The sequence below is a fragment of the Streptomyces lancefieldiae genome (assembly GCF_031845825.1).
In the GTDB taxonomy this organism is placed as follows: Bacteria; Actinomycetota; Actinomycetes; order Streptomycetales; family Streptomycetaceae; genus Streptomyces; species Streptomyces lancefieldiae.
In genome coordinates, this window is the sequence record NZ_JAVRFH010000081.1 from 1 (window position 1) to 17,289 (window position 17,289).

15 protein-coding genes and 1 pseudogene are annotated in these 17,289 nt (G+C 68.9%); 10 read left to right on the top strand and 6 right to left on the bottom strand.

Annotation, left to right across the window (positions count from 1 at the left end; all coding sequences use genetic code 11):
- Together RM812_RS43430 and RM812_RS37880 are read right to left on the bottom strand one after the other, a co-directional pair.
- Nucleotides 1-63, bottom strand: a pseudogene (locus RM812_RS43430) (helix-turn-helix domain-containing protein); the annotation flags it as partial.
- Nucleotides 64-280: 217 nt separating this feature from the next.
- On the bottom strand, nucleotides 281-1,123 hold the full coding sequence (locus RM812_RS37880) for an SDR family NAD(P)-dependent oxidoreductase (RefSeq protein WP_311584667.1): 843 nt from the start codon (nucleotides 1,121-1,123) through the stop codon (nucleotides 281-283).
- Nucleotides 1,124-1,189: 66 nt separating this feature from the next.
- Here RM812_RS37880 and RM812_RS37885 point away from each other — a divergent pair, with 66 nt between their 5' ends.
- Entirely contained in the window at nucleotides 1,190-1,921 is a 732-nt protein-coding gene (locus RM812_RS37885) for a TetR/AcrR family transcriptional regulator (protein ID WP_311584670.1), read from the top strand.
- A gap of 362 nt (nucleotides 1,922-2,283) precedes the next feature.
- On the opposite strand, the gene RM812_RS37890 is transcribed toward RM812_RS37885, so the two are convergent.
- Nucleotides 2,284-3,357, bottom strand: coding sequence for an alkene reductase (locus tag RM812_RS37890; protein WP_311584682.1), 1,074 nt, complete (start codon nucleotides 3,355-3,357; stop codon nucleotides 2,284-2,286).
- 153 nt (nucleotides 3,358-3,510) lie between these two features.
- Here RM812_RS37890 and RM812_RS37895 point away from each other — a divergent pair, with 153 nt between their 5' ends.
- The 4 genes from RM812_RS37895 (at nucleotide 3,511) to RM812_RS37910 (ending at nucleotide 9,801) form a co-directional block, all read left to right on the top strand.
- Nucleotides 3,511-3,948 (top strand): MerR family transcriptional regulator, encoded by a 438-nt coding sequence (locus RM812_RS37895; protein WP_311584684.1) that lies wholly within the window; start codon nucleotides 3,511-3,513, stop codon nucleotides 3,946-3,948.
- A 728-nt stretch (nucleotides 3,949-4,676) separates the two neighbouring features.
- Nucleotides 4,677-5,081: a hypothetical protein gene (locus RM812_RS37900; protein WP_311584687.1), complete on the top strand. Its 405-nt coding sequence runs from the start codon at nucleotides 4,677-4,679 to the stop codon at nucleotides 5,079-5,081.
- Between the two features lie 181 nt (nucleotides 5,082-5,262).
- Nucleotides 5,263-7,824: an NACHT domain-containing protein gene (locus RM812_RS37905; protein ID WP_311584690.1), complete on the top strand. Its 2,562-nt coding sequence runs from the start codon at nucleotides 5,263-5,265 to the stop codon at nucleotides 7,822-7,824.
- Nucleotides 7,825-8,229: 405 nt separating this feature from the next.
- A complete protein-coding gene (locus tag RM812_RS37910) occupies nucleotides 8,230-9,801 on the top strand; it encodes a carbohydrate-binding protein (protein WP_311584699.1) in 1,572 nt (523 codons plus the stop codon).
- 590 nt (nucleotides 9,802-10,391) lie between these two features.
- Here the strand turns inward: RM812_RS37910 and RM812_RS37915 are convergent.
- Together RM812_RS37915 and RM812_RS37920 are read right to left on the bottom strand one after the other, a co-directional pair.
- Entirely contained in the window at nucleotides 10,392-11,036 is a 645-nt protein-coding gene (locus tag RM812_RS37915; protein ID WP_311584702.1) for a dihydrofolate reductase family protein, read from the bottom strand.
- Nucleotides 11,037-12,023: 987 nt separating this feature from the next.
- The gene (locus RM812_RS37920) at nucleotides 12,024-12,956 is read right to left on the bottom strand and encodes an alpha/beta fold hydrolase (protein ID WP_311584705.1); all 933 of its coding nucleotides are present in this window, start codon (nucleotides 12,954-12,956) and stop codon (nucleotides 12,024-12,026) included.
- 520 nt (nucleotides 12,957-13,476) lie between these two features.
- On the opposite strand from RM812_RS37920, the gene RM812_RS37925 reads away from it, so the two are divergent.
- The 3 genes from RM812_RS37925 (at nucleotide 13,477) to RM812_RS37935 (ending at nucleotide 15,051) form a co-directional block, all read left to right on the top strand.
- Nucleotides 13,477-14,067, top strand: a complete 591-nt coding sequence (locus tag RM812_RS37925) for a TetR/AcrR family transcriptional regulator (RefSeq protein ID WP_311584708.1) — start codon at nucleotides 13,477-13,479, stop codon at nucleotides 14,065-14,067.
- A 514-nt stretch (nucleotides 14,068-14,581) separates the two neighbouring features.
- Nucleotides 14,582-14,869 (top strand): hypothetical protein, encoded by a 288-nt coding sequence (locus RM812_RS37930; protein WP_311584711.1) that lies wholly within the window; start codon nucleotides 14,582-14,584, stop codon nucleotides 14,867-14,869.
- Nucleotides 14,866-15,051, top strand: a complete 186-nt coding sequence (locus RM812_RS37935) for a hypothetical protein (RefSeq protein ID WP_311584714.1) — start codon at nucleotides 14,866-14,868, stop codon at nucleotides 15,049-15,051. Before RM812_RS37930 ends, RM812_RS37935 begins: the two co-directional genes overlap by 4 nt.
- Nucleotides 15,052-15,179: 128 nt before the next feature.
- Here RM812_RS37935 and RM812_RS37940 read toward each other — a convergent pair whose 3' ends face one another.
- Nucleotides 15,180-15,716, bottom strand: coding sequence for a GNAT family N-acetyltransferase (locus RM812_RS37940; protein WP_311584717.1), 537 nt, complete (start codon nucleotides 15,714-15,716; stop codon nucleotides 15,180-15,182).
- A gap of 83 nt (nucleotides 15,717-15,799) precedes the next feature.
- On the opposite strand from RM812_RS37940, the gene RM812_RS37945 reads away from it, so the two are divergent.
- Both RM812_RS37945 and RM812_RS37950 read left to right on the top strand, forming a co-directional pair.
- The gene (locus RM812_RS37945; RefSeq protein ID WP_311584720.1) at nucleotides 15,800-16,258 is read left to right on the top strand and encodes a serine hydrolase; all 459 of its coding nucleotides are present in this window, start codon (nucleotides 15,800-15,802) and stop codon (nucleotides 16,256-16,258) included.
- A gap of 355 nt (nucleotides 16,259-16,613) precedes the next feature.
- On the top strand, nucleotides 16,614-17,075 hold the full coding sequence (locus RM812_RS37950; RefSeq protein WP_311584723.1) for a pyridoxamine 5'-phosphate oxidase family protein: 462 nt from the start codon (nucleotides 16,614-16,616) through the stop codon (nucleotides 17,073-17,075).
- The last annotated feature ends 214 nt before the right edge of the window (nucleotides 17,076-17,289 follow it).

Consider the following 17,289-nt stretch of genomic DNA (forward strand, 5'->3'; position numbering starts at 1 on the left):
CCGGATCCCCTCACGAAATGCCCGCCGCTCAGCGGTCAGGCCCCCACCCTCTGGATACCTCACCTCATCGGCATACCGCGGGGATCATGAACCGTCACTACCCGACGACAATCCGAAAACCTCAGTAATGGATCGGATGCATCACATCGCCGCCACAGCGCGGGCCCGGCGCTCATCGGGCTGCTGGTGAGCTCGCTGCCGAGGCCGGATTGGCGTCACCGGCCGGTGGTCGTTCTTGTAGCCGGCCCCTCACTCCGATGTCGGGCCGAACACGTGCCGGCTACATGGTCCGGTGGTGCAGGAGGTCTTGGGTGAGACGGTGCAGGCGCAGTGCGGACCTCTGGTCGAATGCCTTTCCCTTCAGGGGTAGTTGGCGCGTGTTGCGGTAGGCGGCGAATCGTTCGCCCGGCGGTCCGTCCAGAAGTTGGGCCATTGGGGCCACGGCCTTCGCCACGGAGGTGGCGAGCACGGCGAAGGACACCTTGGTGACGGTGCGGAGTGGTTGTGGAAGGTGGTCCGGCATACCGGTCGCCACCATGCCGGGGTTGTAGCCGATGTAGCGGATCCGGGTGCCGGTGTGCACGGCAGCGAAGGCGACGCCGAGCAGGTCATTGGCCCGGAAGGACTGCAAGGTGGCCTTGGTGCCGCCGTAGCGCCGTGCAAGTTGCAGGTCGTCCCAGTGGATCCGGCCCAGCGGAATGCCGGGAGTTCCGACGTTCATGATGACGGGTCGCCGCGCGGCCTCCATCACGTTGCGCAGACCGTGGCTCAGGACGAATCGGCTCAGGTAGGCGAGGGCGAAGCTGTGTTCAAACCCTTCGTCGGTGACCGTACGGGAGCCGAAGAGGCGATACCGCTGAGCGCACAGGACGAGCTTGTCCACCGAGGAACAGGCACTCTCTATTCCGGTGATGAGTTCTTTGGTCGCTGTGACCGACGTCAGGTCGGCCTGCATGAAGGCGGCACGGTCCACGGCCGAGATGGTCGCCGCCTCCGCCAGAAGAGCCTCGCCCTTGGCGGGAGTGCTGCCGACGGCAAGCACGCGCGCTCCCTGTCGCAGGTAGTGCAGGGCGAGCCCCTTGCCGAGCCCGTCAGTGCCCCCGGTGATGACCACGGTCTGCATCTCTGGCTCCCCTCTCCCGTGGGCTCGGGCGGCAGTTGCGCAAACCCGGCGCCGCGGAATCGCTATGTGGATATCCTGTATCCGCTTATGGGGTCCGACCGTAGCATGGAACCGGATATGCTCTATCCGATTCGCTCGAGTCGGTGCGAGGAGACGTTCATGGGCAGTCGGACGGGGGACGAGGAAGCCGGTGCGGCAGGCGGACGTCCGCTGAGGCGGGACGCGGAACTCAATCGTCGGCGCATCCTCCAGGCCGGGCGCGAGGTCTTCGCCGCACGCGGCCTTCAGGCCACCCTCAACGATGTCGCACATCACGCCGGTCTCGGAGTCGGGACCGTCTACCGGAAATACCGCGACAAGCACACGCTCGCGGAGGCCGTCTTCGGTGAAGAGCTCGACGAGATCGCGGCGATGGCCGCGGAGGCCCGGGGTGAGGACGACGCCTTCGACGCCTTGGCCGGCTTCCTCGAGAGAGCCCTGGCGCGGGTCGCGCACAACCGCGGGCTGCGCGAACTGATGCGCCAGGGCACCATCGAGGGCGCCGACCTCGCGCGAGCGCGGCACGAGATCACGTCGCACTGCAAGCATCTCGTGGAGCGAGCCCGTGACGAAGGCGCGCTGCGCGACGGCGTCACCGAGGCCGACATCGCACCGATCGCCGCGATGATCGACGCTGTCCTGACGCTGCCCGGCGAACACCCGTCGGAGATGTGGCGACGCTATCTGACGATTGTCCTCGACGGGCTCCGCGTCCACCCGGATCAGGGACCGCTGCCCGGTCCGGGAGGCGCGGCCTGAGCCCGCCCACCGCGGCCATAGGACGTCCCGCATGAGTTCGTCGCCCGTCTGCTCGCTGCTCGCTGCTCGTGCCGAGGTTGAACCGGCACGAGCAGCGGAGGAAGCGAGGCCGCATCACGCGACGGCGGTCCCGTCGAGCTCGACCATCAGGGTGGGGATCGCCACCCGTGTCACCCGAGCATCGTGCCGGCCGGCGTCACCCCGGCGGCGCCGCCGGCACGCCGTAGTGCTGGAAGGCAGATCGACGTCGGTGGTTCTCACTACCGCCTTGGCCCCCGGCACCTGCGTCTGCGTCTTTGCTTGCGGTGGAGTGGGCGGGCGCGGGACGGAGTCGGATCGCTACGTCACCCGCGGTGACACGGTCAGGCTGTGTGCTGGTGTGCCGGGTAGGTGATGTACCCGGCGTCGCCGCCCTGGTAGAAGGTGTGCTCGTCGACGGGCGCGACGGGCAGGCCCGAGCGCAGACGTTCGACCAGGTCGGGGTTGGCGAGGAAGCCGCGGCCGAAGGCGATCAGGTCGGCGCCCAGGCCCAGCCAGTGGTCGGCCTCCGCCGGTCCGGTCTGCTTCGGGCCGCCGGGCACGGTGGGGTTGACGATGAGGGTGCCCGGCCAGGTCTTGCGCAGTTGGAGGAGAGTCTCCTCGTCGGTGGTGGCCTCCAGGTGAACATAGGCGAGGTCCAGGTGGGCCAGCTCCGTCAGCAGGGCGGTGTTCAGTTCCGCCGCGTCGTCCTCGGTCACGCCCCAGAAACCGCCGCCGGGGGACAGGCGGATGCCCGTACGGGCGGCGCCCACGGCTTCGACGGTGGCGGCGGCTGCCTCGACGGCGAAACGGATCCGGTTGGTGATCGAGCCGCCGTAACGGTCATCGCGCAGGTTGGCGTTGGACGACAGGAACTGGGAGATCAGGTAGCCGTTGGCGCCGTGCAACTCGACCCCGTCGAAGCCCGCGTCGACGGCACGGCGGGCGGCGTCTGCGTAGGCCCGGACGTGCTCGGGGACCTCGTCGGTCTCCAGGGCCCGCGGCACGGGCATCGGCTGGGGGCCGCTCGGGGTGAACACGCTGCCCTCGCCGGACACGGCCGACGGGCCGACCGGCTGAAGGCCCGTCGTCTCGTGGTGCGAGACCCGGCCGCCGTGCATGATCTGCGCGAAGATGCGTCCACCGTTGACGTGGACCGCGTGGGTCACCTGACGCCAGGAATCCGTCTGCTCGTCGGTGTGCAGGCCGGGCGTGCCCGGATTGGACTGCCCCACGCGGCTGGGCTGGACGCCTTCCGAGATGATCAGTCCGGCCGTGGCGCGCTGCGCGTAGTAGGTGGCCATCGAGGGGGTCGCCAGGCCTCCGGCGGCTGCCCGGACGCGGCTCATGGGAGCCATAACGGTCCGGTTGGGCAGTAGGAGCCCTCCGAGGCGGTATCCGCTGAACAGGGACGGCATGTCGTTCACCTCATGTATGTCTGTGCTCCGGTTCGTCGAAGCGCACCAGTACGCTAAAACCTGACACCAATGTCAGAGGCAACCGGTGACCAGCGCGGTTCCGTGTGGGGTGCACCACAGGACCCGGTGTTGGGGACACCGCAGGAGGTGGTCATGCGGATCGGAGAACTCGCGGCACGCACCGGCGTGAGTGTGCGGTCATTGCGCTACTACGAACAGCAGGGCCTGCTCGCCAGCATCCGCACGCCGGGTGGACAGCGGCAGTACGTGGAGCGCGACGTGGAGCGCGTCCACTTCATCCAGGGGCTGTACGCGGCCAATCTCTCCAGCCGGACCATCGCCGAACTCATGCCGTGCGCCGAATCTCCGAGCGAGCACAACTCCGACGCCGCCCTGGAGCGGATGGCCCGCGAACGCGAGCGGATCACGGAGCAGATCGGCGATCTCCTGCGGGCCCGGGACACCCTCGACAGAATGGTGGTCGTGGCCCGGGCCCACCGCGAATCCCTACTGGACGCGGCCCCTGCTGCGGACGGATCGGCGGCAGCCCAGGACTCCACGCCGCACTCGGCGGTGCCCGCCTGCGTGTGAGCCGACGCGGCGGCCGAGTGTCCGGCCGTGCATGCGGGGACACCGTGGCCCCGGTCACCTGACGACAAACGCCGGCATGCGGCAGTTCTTCTACCACGGGCCCAACGCCGACCCGGCCGTCCTCAAGGCCGACGAGCGCTTCAAGGACCTGAGCACCGCGGCGGACTCGAGCACCTGAATCCTCCCCCGGCGCGGTCGCCCTCGCGCTCGATCAAGGTGCCGACCCTCCTGGTCGTCGGTGACCAGGACCAGTACTGCACCACTGGTGTCTGTACCCCCGAGTCGATGCTGGCCCACGAGCGGCCCTGCTAATCCCACCAGGCCAACCTCAAGGCCATCGTCGTCCCCGACAGCGGTCACTCGGTACAGCTGCACAAGAACGTGCCCGACTCCGACGCGGCGATTCTCCAGTGGGTCAAGGACGCCGTGTCCTGACCCATGCCCTGCCGTGGGCGGCCGTACCCCGGACGCCTACACCCGATCGGAGGCGCGCCATGTGGCCCCATTCCGCACGGTGCACGACCGACGAGGTCGTGGATTCGCGGAGGGGAACGTGCCGGTACCCGGGGGGCGTTGAGGATTCCGCGGCAAGTGGCCGATGGTTTCGTCCTGGGACTGTGAGACGGCGAAGTCGAGCAGGTACCGTTTGAGCAGCGACCCCTCCGCCAGGTTCGGCTCGGGCGCATACGGGGCCTTCCGGACGGGAAAGAGGGGGAACGGAGGACGCTATGGATGCGATCGCGGCCGATCTTCTCATGGCACTGGCCGGCGGCACGGCGGGCGCGGCGGGGCAGCAGGCATGGACGTCACTGCGCGACCTCGTGCGGCGTCGCACCATACCGGACACAGTGCGCGCACCCGAAGAAATACCGTCGGGGGAGGACGAGTTCGCAGCCCTCGACGAGCAGGCCGAGAGCGTGGAGCGTGCGCGAGCGCTGGCCCGGGTGCTGGCGCTGCGGGCCACGTACGACGACGCCTTCCGTGAGGATCTCGCGGCCTGGCGAAGCGCTGCGGAAGACACTGCGGTGCGAACCGGTGCGGGAGATGTCGACAACCGCATCACGGGCGGCAGGCAGGGCGCCGTCATCATGGGGCGGGACTTCCACAGCCCCGTCACGTTCAACCAGCCATGACGCAGCGCCGCCCTGCCGTGCTGTGACATCCTGAGACGGCACCGTCGGCTCGCCCCCATGTGCCCGCGTGTCCCAGGCGGGCCGTCCGGCATCGGGGCGGGAAGAGCGCAGCACGGACGTCACGGGGGTGAACGAGGTGGATCTTTTCTACGGACCGCGGACAAGGACCGGCTGAGCGGTCATGGCGGAACAGGCACGGGGCGACGTACACAACGTCTTCTCCGGCGGCAGTGCCACGTATGTGATCCAGGGCCGGGACTTCGGTGCCGTACACCTGCGCCTGCCGTCGCCGCGGACGTCGCAGGAGCGTGCCTCCGTCGAGTTGGCACGCGTGGTGCTCGCCCAGTGGCGGGACGAGGCCGGGGCCCTGGGCCTGACCGGAAGCGCCAGGCTCGCGGTGGGCTGGCGGACCGACTGGACCGTCGCCGACCACCGTGAGCACATCGGCGCAGACGTGACCGGCGACACCGCGGGCCTCGCCGAACTCGCCGCTGCCTTCCAAGCTCTGCCCGCCCAGCGCCTGGTGATCATCGGCGGTCCTGGTACGGGCAAGACGTCCCTGGCGATCCTGCTCACACTGCAGTTGCTGAGCCGGCACGATGCGACGAAGCCCGTCCCCGTACCGCTACTGGTTTCCTCCTGGGACGCGAACAAGGAACACTTCGACGTCTGGCTCGCGCGCCGCATCCACGAGGAATACGTCGGCCTGACCAGGGACCTCGACCGAGCCCGGATCCACGAACTGGTACGCGACCGGCGAATACTCCCGGTTCTCGACGGCCTGGACGAACTACCGCGCACGCTTCGCTCCGCGGCGCTGGCCGGGCTCAACAGGACGGGCGCCGACGGCACGCCGCTGATTCTCACCTCCCGCACGGCGGAGTACACCGAACTCGTCACCGCTGACACCGTGTTGCAGGCGGCGGCCGTGATCAGGGCACAGCCGGTGGAAGGGGCCGCGGCGGCCGAGTACCTGCGCGGCTCCTCGCATCCGCAGCGCACCCAGCGCTGGCAGGTACTCCTGGACCACATCACGCACCACCCCGAAGCCGCGTCGGCCGCAGCCCTCTCGTCCCCGCTCATGCTGTGGCTGGCCCGCACGGTGTACGCCCACCCGGACGCCGATCCCGGCGAGCTCGCCGACGAGTCCCGCTTCCCCGACGTCGTGACCATCGAGCGGCACCTGATCGACGCCATTGTTCCCGCGGCCTTCCCCTCCGGGCCGGCCTCCCCCCACCAGCCCCGTCCGATACGCGAGTGGGGGCACGCGCAGGCACAGAGCGCCCTCGACTTCCTCGCAGTCCATCTCACCGCGGCAAGGACGAAGGAGTTCGCTTGGTGGGAGCTGCACCGGGCGAAGGCGCCGACACTCCTCAAGGCGCCGGCACTGCTGGCCGGTTACGTCCTGCTGATGGCAGGCTCCGCATGGTTCCAGGACTGGTTCACCGGAGGCGATGCGTTCCAGGCCTTCCAGGTAGCCGCGGGAGCCACGGTCGCCATGATCTTCGGGGTCGCGGGAGGCCTGCTCCTGTCGTTCTCGCAAGTGCGGAAGGGACCTCTGCCCCGTCGGCTCGCCGCGTTCGGCAGGCACCGCTCCCGCATCCCGGGCCTGTTCTGGCTCCTTGTGTTCCTGGCGCCCATAGGGTTGCTCCTGGCCCGGGACGAACCGCTTGTGGCGCTGGGCTTCGTGGTTCCGCCGCTGCTCATGATGGTCGTCGGCGCGCCTGCCGACACCGCGCAGGCCGTCGGACCGCGGCAACTGTTGCGCGGTGAGCGGGCCAGTACCGTGCTCATGCTGCTGGGCGTCGCACCCGTGATCGGGGCCATCGGCACCCTGACTGCCGTCCAGGTTCCCGACCGCGCCGTGCTGCTCGGCAGCTGGCTCTGTGGAACCGCGGTTGTGGCCGCAGTGCTTCTGGCGCTCAGTCCCTGGACACAGTGGCTGCTCGCGAAGGTGACACTCGCGGGCCTGGGGAGGTTGCCATGGTCGACCATGGCGTTCCTCGAGGACGCGCGACGGGTGGGCCTGCTGCGGCAGGTCGGCGGCGTCTACCAGTTCCGCCACGCCCAACTCCAGGCACGCCTCGCGGCCCATCTGCGCGGCGGTGCCCCGGCGCGTCGGCTGCGCGCCGCCAACCGCGCGCCCTGGCCGGTCCGCCCGCTTCCTGCGGCGAGTAGCACCCCACAGTCCGTACGCATCCCCGGCTACGTCGGGCCGCGGCGCACCAGAGGACAGCCGGCCCTCTACGTGATGATGTGGACGCTCGCGCTGCTGTGGACCGGCATCATCACCTTCCAGTACAGCTGGCACGATCCCGGCGCCTGGCAGACCGTGGGCTTCTTCGTGGCGCTTCCGCCCGTCCTCGACCTGCTGGTCCCGCCCCTCACCTGGCGGCGGGCCGAGTTGCGCCTGGACGAGGACGGAGTCGAGGTCGCGTCGGGCAAGCGGACGACCCGCTTCGAGTGGTGCGACATCGCGGAAGTCGCACCACACCGGTTCGAACTGCCGCTCGACAAGAACGACGACGGCAGCGTCATGCTCCACCTGAGGCTCACGCCCGAGGCCACCCCGGGGCCGGGGATCCGTCTCGACGGCAAGCGCTGGGTGGCCCTGTGGCCGCTCGACAGCCCCACCGGAGACCCGGACGACGCGACGCCCCCACCCGAGTTGCATGACGCGCTCGTACGCTTCGCAGGCGAACGGTGGCGGCCTGAGGTGGGGAGGCGACGGACCGGTTACTGAGGCGCGGAGCGGGGGTGCGGCCGTACCGGCGGTCCGTATGCGAGTCGACAAGGAAGTACGTCATGGCCTTCGCAAGGTGACCTGGGCGCGTTCTCACGTCTCGCGGAGGCGGAGCCGACCATGACTTCCGCAGGGAGCCGTCCCGGGGGAAGACGGCCCTCAGCCGGGTCGCTACCCGCTCCGGGCCCCATGCCGGTGCCCGGCGGCGGTCCTGCCGACGAGGTGGGACCGGGCCTTCCAGGAGCACCGCGGCCATGGGCGTCCAGCTCGTCGGGCGCTGTCGAGCCACAGCATCCTATTCATATCCCTGAACACTAATCATGTACGAATCTATTGACGTGCCCACAGCAAGCGCTTACCTTCCCTCCCCAGGCCCCCTACAACCCCCTAACCTGGAGATGGACCATGCACCTGAGACCAGCCATCGCAGCTATCGGCATGCTGACCGGCACCCTCGTCGCGGTGTCGGGCACCACGGCGCAGGCGGCCACCATCCGCTACGAGGCCGAGAGTTCCCCGGCGGTGTGCACCGGTGCCATCGAATCCGAGTGGGCCGGATACTCCGGCAGCGGGTTCTGCAACGCGACGAACGCGACCGGCGCCTACGCCCAGTTCACGGTGAACGCGCCCGCCGCGGGCACCGCGACCCTGCGGGTGCGGTTCGCCAACGGGACCACCACGGTCCGACCGGCCGCCCTCACAGTGAACGGGACCACGGTGCAGACCCCGTCCTTCGAGGGCACCGGCGCCTGGACGACCTGGGTCACCAAGACCCTGACCGTGCAGCTGAACGCGGGCAGCAACACCGTCCGGCTGAATCCGACCACCTCCGCCGGCCTGCCCAACCTCGACCATCTGGACGTGGAGACCTCGGGCGACACGACCACCCCGCCGCCCGGCGACACGCTGTACGTGGCACCAAACGGCACCGACGGCGCCGCCGGAACCCAGTCCGCTCCGACGACCCTGAACTCCGCGATCTCCCGCATCACCCCCGGCGGAACCATCTACCTGCGCGGCGGGACCTACCGCCACTCCCAGACCATCACCATCCCGTCCACCAACAACGGCACCGCCGCCGCCCGCACCAAGCTCTCCGCCTACCCGGGCGAGACCCCGGTGCTGAACTTCTCCGCCATGGCCGAGGCCGACGCGAATCGCGGACTCGCCGTGAACGGGTCGTACTGGCATGTCGCCGGCATCGTCGTAGAACGGGCCGGAGACAACGGGATCTTCGTGGGCGGCAGCAACAACGTCCTGGAGCGCACCGTCACCCGCTACAACCGGGACACCGGCCTTCAGCTCTCCAGGATGTCCTCCACCACCCCCAGCAGTCAGTGGCCGTCCAACAACCTCATCCTGAGCGCCGAGTCGCACGACAATGCCGACTCGGACGGGGAGGACGCCGACGGCTTCGCGGCGAAGCTCACCGTGGGCCCGGGGAACGTCTTCCGTTACGCCGTCTCCCACAACAACATCGACGACGGCTGGGACCTCTACACCAAGCCCGACACCGGCCCCATCGGCGCGGTGACCATCGAGGACTCCCTCGCCTTCGAGAACGGCACCCTCAGCGACGGGTCCCAGGCGGGCAGCGGCGACCGCAACGGCTACAAGCTCGGAGGCGAAGACATCGGGGTCAACCACGTCGTCCGGCGCAGCATCGCGTACGACAACGGCAAGCACGGGTTCACGTACAACAGCAACCCGGGCAAGATGGCCATCTCGGACAACATCAGTGTCGGTAACGAGCAGCGCAACTTCAACTTCGACGCCGGCACCTCCGTGTTCCGCAACAACACCTCGTGCGACAGCGGCTCGAACGATCGCATCATCGGCGACGCCGACGGTACGAACCAGTTCTGGTCCGGCTCCAACGGCTCCCGCTGCTCCGCCTACACCGGTGCCCTGGGCTGGTCGCATGCCTCGGACGGCCGTCTCGTCGTCACCTTCGGCGGCAAGCAGGTGACGCAGTAACCGGCCCCCTGCGGCAACTCCGACTCCGGCTCGGTGCACAGCCGGAGTCGGAGTCGCCGCACGCGGTGGCTGCGCTCGCCGTCCGAGGGCGGCATGGCCGCGACTCGTGAGGTCGGTGCACCAAGTGCTGGACCTCTGCCCCGGCGACCGTGCACCGTTCGGACTCCGATGAGCGCAGCCTCGAAGTCGTCGGCCACGCGCGAGCCGGGCATGAACCCGGCCCACGACGAGGCGGTCCGGCTCCGAGATGCCGGGGCGGTGCCCCCCCCCCCCCCGGTCAGCGTCGCCTCGGAGACGCTGTTGAGGGTCACCGCGCTCGTCGGCGGCTTCCGGGCCTCCTGTCCCCGCGCCGACGTCCGGCTCCACCAGTCGAACGCCGATGAGATGGACCGCCAGCTTTTATGCCCCCGAGGCCGACTTCTGTGTCGCGCAGCAGTTGAGCGGCCCCGCACCTGGAGTCGATCGAGCTAGCCCGCGAGGATCTGCTGCTCGCGGTCCGCGCGGGCACTGGATCGACCTGGGGTCGGCACGGGCGTCCGACGGGGCGGCAGCCCCTCGCAGTCACAGCCTGACCATGAGGGGGCCTGGCGTCACCTCCGCCAGAACAGGTGGTGCGTCATGCCACTCGGGCTGGGCACGACCTCCAGGTGGAACCGGTCGAGCAGCTCGTCGGGGGACTCCCAGAGACGTAGTCCGGACCCCAGTTCTACCGGTGAGACCGCCACGTGCAGGGTGTCGACGAGATCGGCGGCGAGGAACCGCCGGAGGGTGGTGACCCCGCCGCCGAGCCGGACGTCCTTGCCCTGTGCCGCTTCCCGCGCCCGTTCGAGGACCGTGGCCGGGTCGCCGTCGACGAAGTGGAAGGTGGTGTCGGAGAGCGTGAACGACGGACGTGTGTGGTGGGTCATGACGAACACCGGGGTGCGGAACGGGGGCTCATCCCCCCACCAGCCGCGCCAGTCGTGATCGTGCCAGGGCCCGCGCTGGGGCCCGAACTTGTTGCGCCCCATGATCTCGGCACCGATGTTGCGTGCGAAGTCTCGCGTGAAGTAGTCGTCGAGGCCCCGGCTCCCCCCGGGATCCGTGCGCCTGGGCCAACTCGCCGTGGCTCCGGCCCAGGCGAACAGCCTCTCGGGATGATCGAGGCCGAACGGCTGCTCGAGGCTCTGGTGCTCACCGGCAGCGATACCATCACTCGAGACGTTGAAGTTCATGACTCTCAGTAGTTGATCCACGTGTGACCTCCTCAGGTCCTGTCCGCGTCATCGTGGGCTGGGGGCCGCACACCATGACGTCGAACGGGAGGCGGCCGGATCGACAGCGGCCCGCGATCTTTTTTCCAGGGCATGTAGGGAAGCGGCCCCCCGCCGGCGGTGTGGCCGTCGCGGACCCGGCCGGCATCCAGTCGGCCGGGGAGGCCGTCGGGGCTCAGACGTACCTGGGGACGGCAGTGTCCGTGCCGACGCGTTCTGCCACCGTCTGCTGGAAATGGGCACACTGGGTGCAGTCGTCACGGTCGCAGCCGAGGGCGCATTCAACGAGGTCGAGGGATGCTTGCGCTGCCGCGATGCGGAAGCGGAGCGCTTCGGCCTCCTCGCGCAGGGTTTTCCGTCGCTCGGCGGTATCCGCGGTGCTGACCAGAGAACGGGATGGTGTCCAGGGAGAGCCCGGCCTCCTTGGCGCGCAGGATGACGGCGACGCGTGCGAGGTCGGCAGAGCGGTAGCGGCGATGGCCGACGGCGGGCGCCGGCACTGGCGACGAGGTCACGAAGGTGACGATCAGCGCTTCCCGTAGGCCTCGTGCTGCAGCGCGTCTCGCAACGACCGATGCCACCCGCGCCCGGCTGATTCCGGCGTCACCGACTTGGGATGTCGAAGCCAGCCGGTCTGCCCCAACCGAACAGACCGGCCGGGCGGCAGCCCGGTGGCGGGCGAACCGCAGCGGTGATGGGGGATGGGTGGCAGAGCGAACACGGCCACCTTCGCGGACCTTGAAGGCTAGAGAACTCCATGATCTACAGGGGCCGCGTTCGCCTGCTTCCCCGCCGTCCACCACCGACGTCAACGAACAACTGAAGCTGGGACGAGCCGGACAAACACCGGGGCCCCGGGGTTGGAGCGCCTCGCGCGACGAGTTCGGCGACGCCTATCACCCGCAGAGCGGACCAGCGGCGTCGGTCAGGGGTGCGGGTGCCGGTCCTCACACTTGCTTCCGCCCAGTCTCAATCGTCTTCGGTGATGAAGTCGGTCAGCGCGGCAGCGACGGCATCGGGCTGTTCATCGGGGATGAAGTGTCCTGAGTCCGGCACGACGATCCCGGTGGCGCGGTCGGCCCACGGCCTGATGGAAGCTGCCATGTCGGGGATGGAGCCGTGGCTGCCGGAGATCCCAAGAACCGGGACCCTCAGGCGCCGTTGTTCCAGCGCTTCGTGGTTCTTCTGCGCCGACTCGGCGGCGTCCCGGTAGTAGGCCAGGGATGCACGGAGACCGCCGCCGGCGGCCACGGACGCGGCGTACTGCTCAATCTCGGCGTCGTCGAAGGTGTCGGAGGAGAGGGTCTTGACCTTCAGGAACCAGCCGACGTACTCCCGTTCGCGGCCGGCGAGCAGTGTCTCGGGCAGGTCGGGCACAAGGTGGAAGGCGAAGTGCCAGGTCTTCCACGCCTGCTCGGGGTCGGTCGGAATGGCGTCAGGGAGCGTGATGCCCGGGATGCCGGCGTCGAGCAGTGCCAGGCCACGCAACTGGCTCTGGTACTTCAAGGCGAGGGAAAAGGCGACCCACGCGCCGATGTCGTGGGCGGCCAGCCAGTATGCCGAGACTCCGAGCGCCTTGACCGCGGCGTGGACGTGCGCAGCGACCGTGTGCGTGTCGTAGCTGATGTCCGGGCGTTCGGAGTGGCCCTGGCCCGGCAGGTCAATCGCGATGACGTGGAATCGGGCGGCCAGGTTCGGCATCACCTTGCGCCATGCCCACCAGGTCTGCGGGAACCCGGCGAGCAGCACGACGGCTGGACCGTCCGGCTGACCGCCCTCAACCGCGTGAAGCCGGACGCCGCCCGCGTCGACCCAACGGTGGGTGAAACCGGCCAGGTCGGGCAGCGGCAGGCCGCGGACCGGGTTGCCAAAGACGCGGGGGGCGCTTGCGGGGTCATTCATGATCTTCCTCCACTGGGGTGAGGCGTGTTGACGGCCTGCTGAAGGTGTCAGGCGCGGTGGTTGACTCGGGGCGTCGGCTGAGGGCGAGGCCCACCAGCGTGATGGACACGACGAGAGCGGCGAGCATGGTGCTGGAGACCCGTGTCCCGACCGCCTGATCGGCGAAACCGAGCGACAGGACCGGGACGACGAGCCCGGAGTGGAGCAACAAGAGAAGTGCCGGGCGGCGGATACGAGGCTGCCCGCACGCGTTCGGTCTGCGGTCTTGTCTGCGGTCTCGGGGAGGACCAGCCAGGAGACGCCGGCGACGGGGCACATCGCCAGGTAGTGCCAGAACACGGTGTGAGCCGGCGATGGCACCGACCGCGAGCACGCGGTGCGCGTGTCGCTGCGCTGTGAGGGCTGCGGGGTATCCGGCTCCGGCCATGATCACGCCTTCACCCTAACCCATCTTGAACTGATTGGTTCAAGATGGGATGATGGTCTCCACCAAGAAGGCGGCGCAGGAGGGAGGTGCGGCATGGCAGGCAAGAAGCAGTTCGACATCGCCACGGCGCTCGATGCCGCGATGATCCAGTTCTGGCGGGCCGGCTACGCGGACACGTCGGTGGACGACCTGTCCCGGGCGACCGGGCTCAACCGCAGCTCCATCTACTCCTCCCTCGGCGACAAGGACACGCTCTTCATGCGCTGCCTGGAGCGCTACGCCACGCGTTACGGAGACAAGTACGACGCCGCGTTGTCCTGCGCCGCCGACCGGCCCCTGGCAGCCGTGCGGGCGTTCTTCGACATAACCCTGGAACGCATCGCGGACCCCGGTCTGCCCGACGGATGCCTGGTGGCCCAGACTGTCATGGCGACCCCGGTGCTCAGCGCGAGCGTCGCGGCGCGTGCACGGGAGGTGATCGGCCGCCAGCGCACCCGGCTACGCGCCGCACTGAAGGCCGGCCGACTGCACGACGAGGCGGCCGAGTCCTTCGCGACCCACCTTGCGGCCGTGAACCAGTCCCTCGCCGTCATGAGCAGAGCCGGAACGAGCACGGAGCAGCTGCGTGCCATCGTGGACGTGACCCTCGACGCGCTTGCGCAGAGTCTTGGCCCGAATGGCTGAGATCTGTCCGGCAAAGCGGACTTCGCCGTCTGCCTGGGCAGAACCCGCCATCCGTCAGGGTGCGCGTCAGGGCCCCGGTGTGTGCCCGGCGGCCCGTCCCAGCTTGTTGGTTGACGTCGGTGGTGGGCGGGAAGCAGGCGAACGCGGTTCGTTCCCCAGGCCAAGCGCCTGCCCCGGACACAGGGGGATCCGTCGGCGGACCGGCGGACCTCAATCGCTACGGTCCGTGTACCTGGTCCTACATCCGCGGCTTCGGATGGGTCCGGGACGCGAACCTGCGCTACGGCGGCGCCGGAGCCCGTTGCCAGTTCTGAGCACCGGCTACAGGTAGTCGAAGCGCCATCCGGCTGGTACTGTCCGGCCGATCGCGGTGGGGATGCTGCTCGGAGGCAAGGGAGATCTCGGCGAGTATCCGTGGACCCGGATGGGTCGCCAGCCGGCCTGGTCGTGGGTCTCGTCGATGAGGGAGCCGTGATGCGGTGACAGGCCGCCGCGGCGCTCGTAGGATGCCTGGATGCCCAAGCCGATACGGAAGAGCCGCCTCACGTGGGTCGTCGCGTGGGTGGTGCTGTGCGCGGCCGGTACCGCCGCCACCGCCGAACTGAACGCCTCGGTCCCGGACCCGCAGCCCGCGAAATCCGTCAGCGCCGAGTGCGCCGGGTACATCGCTGACATCGAGACGCAGCTGGCCAAGGCCAGCCAGGCAGGTATGGGAGACGGAGTGCCGGCCTTCACACGAAGCAAGGTCGGTGCGGACGACTGCGGTGACGAGATGCGCGACCGCTTCCGTGGCGATCGGTGAGCCGCGGTACGTGGCTCGCCGTGATGGCTGGGCTGATCTGCGTCGGGGCCGCGGCGATCACTGCCGCGGGCGCCGCGTCGGAACCGGAGCTGCGGCCCACGCCGCCGCGGGTGTACTCCTCCTGCCTGGCCGCCGACACCAAGGCGACGGCTGCCGGCGACGACCCGTGCGACGGCCGTTGAAGAACCACTGAGCGGCGGTTCGCCGCAAGGTGGCAACGCTGATGGCGCTCTTTGAAATCTGCTTCAGAGAATCCTCAACAGTCCACGAGAACCGCAATCTTTGGACAGACCGTGCTGTCGGGCCGGGCTCAATCGTCGGATGTGGCCGAGGTCCACATGCCGAACCACTGCTCGGCGCCGTAGGCCTCGAACCGCTCCACTTCGATGAACCCCAGCTTCGCCGCGAGGCGCATCGAGCGGGTGTTGGCGGTCTGGGCGGCGAGCACCACCGGCTCGCCGGGAAGTACGCCGGCGAACCAGTTGAGTGCCGCAGTGCACGCTTCGGCGGCGTACCCGTGTCCCCATGCCTGTGGCAGGAACAGGTAGCCGAGTTCGGCCTTCCCGGCAGCCTGACGGAGGTGCCCCGTGCCTTTGGTGAGCGTGATCTGGCCGATCATCGCTCCGTCGAGATCGACTATGAAACGCCCGGGGCGCCGACCGGGTGCTCCCGGCATCGCGCGCTCGACCTCTGCACGCGATTGAGGGCCACCCAGGTAGGTGCCCACCTCTGGCGAGGCAAACAGCTCGATGACCGCCGCTCGGTCCCGGGCCTCGGGTTCACGGAGCACGAGCCTCTCGGTACTGATCGGTGCAGGCGGCCAGACAACGGGTCCGAGATCAGTCATGTCGGCCAGCCAATCAGCAGGCTCAGGAGGGATCAAGGGCTCGAGGGAGGACGACCACGAGTTCGTCTTCGGCGCCCTGCGGGATGTCGGGCCCGGTTGGCCGAGCGGAAGAAAGTCCTCGGCGCCGCCAAGGCGCTGGCGGACAAGTCCGACTCCGACCCGCTCCATCAGCAGGTCCAGGCGGAGTGCCGCGGTGTGCGCCACCGCGGCACTCACCGTACGTACCGATACCGCAGGACACCGATAAGCGTCTCGTCGACCTCACCGCGATGAATCCGTCGGTGATGGGCGCAGGTGGCGAGATGATCTCCACGACAAGTGATCTCAACCGGTTCATGGCCGCACTGCTCGATGGGCGCCTCCTGCCAGGTCACCTGCTCGACGAAATGAAGACACCAGGTGTCGAGAACAGCGCGTACGGGCTCGGGCTGCGACGGCAGGAAACCTCGTGCGGGGTTCGTGTCTACGGCAACGACGGTATGCCCTGGCGTATCAGTCCTGGTCGTTCTCCACGGAGGACGGGCGCCGCCAGGTCACGCTAGCGCTCACGCCCGACTTCCGCAGTGATCCCGACGACGCCGTTGACACGCTCCTGGACGAGGCATTCTGCGACTGACCGGGCCTGGCTCGGACGGACGGCGCATCACGGCTCTCCCACTGTGGAGTTGATGACGCCGGTCGAAACCGGGATCAGGTCCCGCTGACTGCAACGAGAAACAGCGCCTGTTCATCAGTGTTGTGGTCCGGCCCGTTCCCGGCCCGGACCATCGGCTCAGCCGGTCGATCACACACCGAAGTTGGTCGGCCCGAGCCAAAGGCTGAGGCGTTCATCGGTCGCTGGGAGTAGGTCTTGCGCCTCAGGCGCGCGTCACGCCTGCTTGGCTAGGGTCGGACCTCATGGAGACCACAGGAATCGTTCGTCGCCAGACGGCGGAGCGTGTGCGTGACACTCTGGAGCGGCTCGTTACCGAGCGGGATGTATGGGTGTCGACGGCTCACCCTGATCACGGGCCGCACCAAGTGCCGCTGTGGTTCTGCTGGGATGGGCGAGCAGTGTGGATGTGTACCAGCGCCACTTCCGTGACTGCGCGAAACGTCCGCGAAGAGCCGCGCGTGCGCCTGTCGCTACCGGACACCTTCGACGTGGTGCTGCTCCAGGGTGTGGCGGAGTGCTTCCCGGACCAGGAGGTGCCCGGAGGCGCAGCGGAGGCGTTCGCCGACAAGTTCGGGTGGGATCCACGCGCGGAGGAGGGCTCCTTTCTCTATGTACGCGTCGTCCCGACGACTGTGCGCGCTTGGCGCGGCGAGCCAGAACTACGCGGGAGAGTCATCATGCGTGCCGGGATGTGGCTGGGATAGCGACTGTCCCTCGCTGACGCGCCTATCCCGGAACACGATCTGCAGCCGGTGTACTACTGAGGTCGAACTCGTGGAGTCGTCGGGACTGACGGGCCGTAATCCGCTGCGATACCACCGGGGTATGCCGTCACCGCAGGGCGTGGCGGGCTGACCGCCGAACGGCACCGGTTCCGCGAGCGGTTACGGCTTCAGACGACCGAGAGGTTCGACGGGG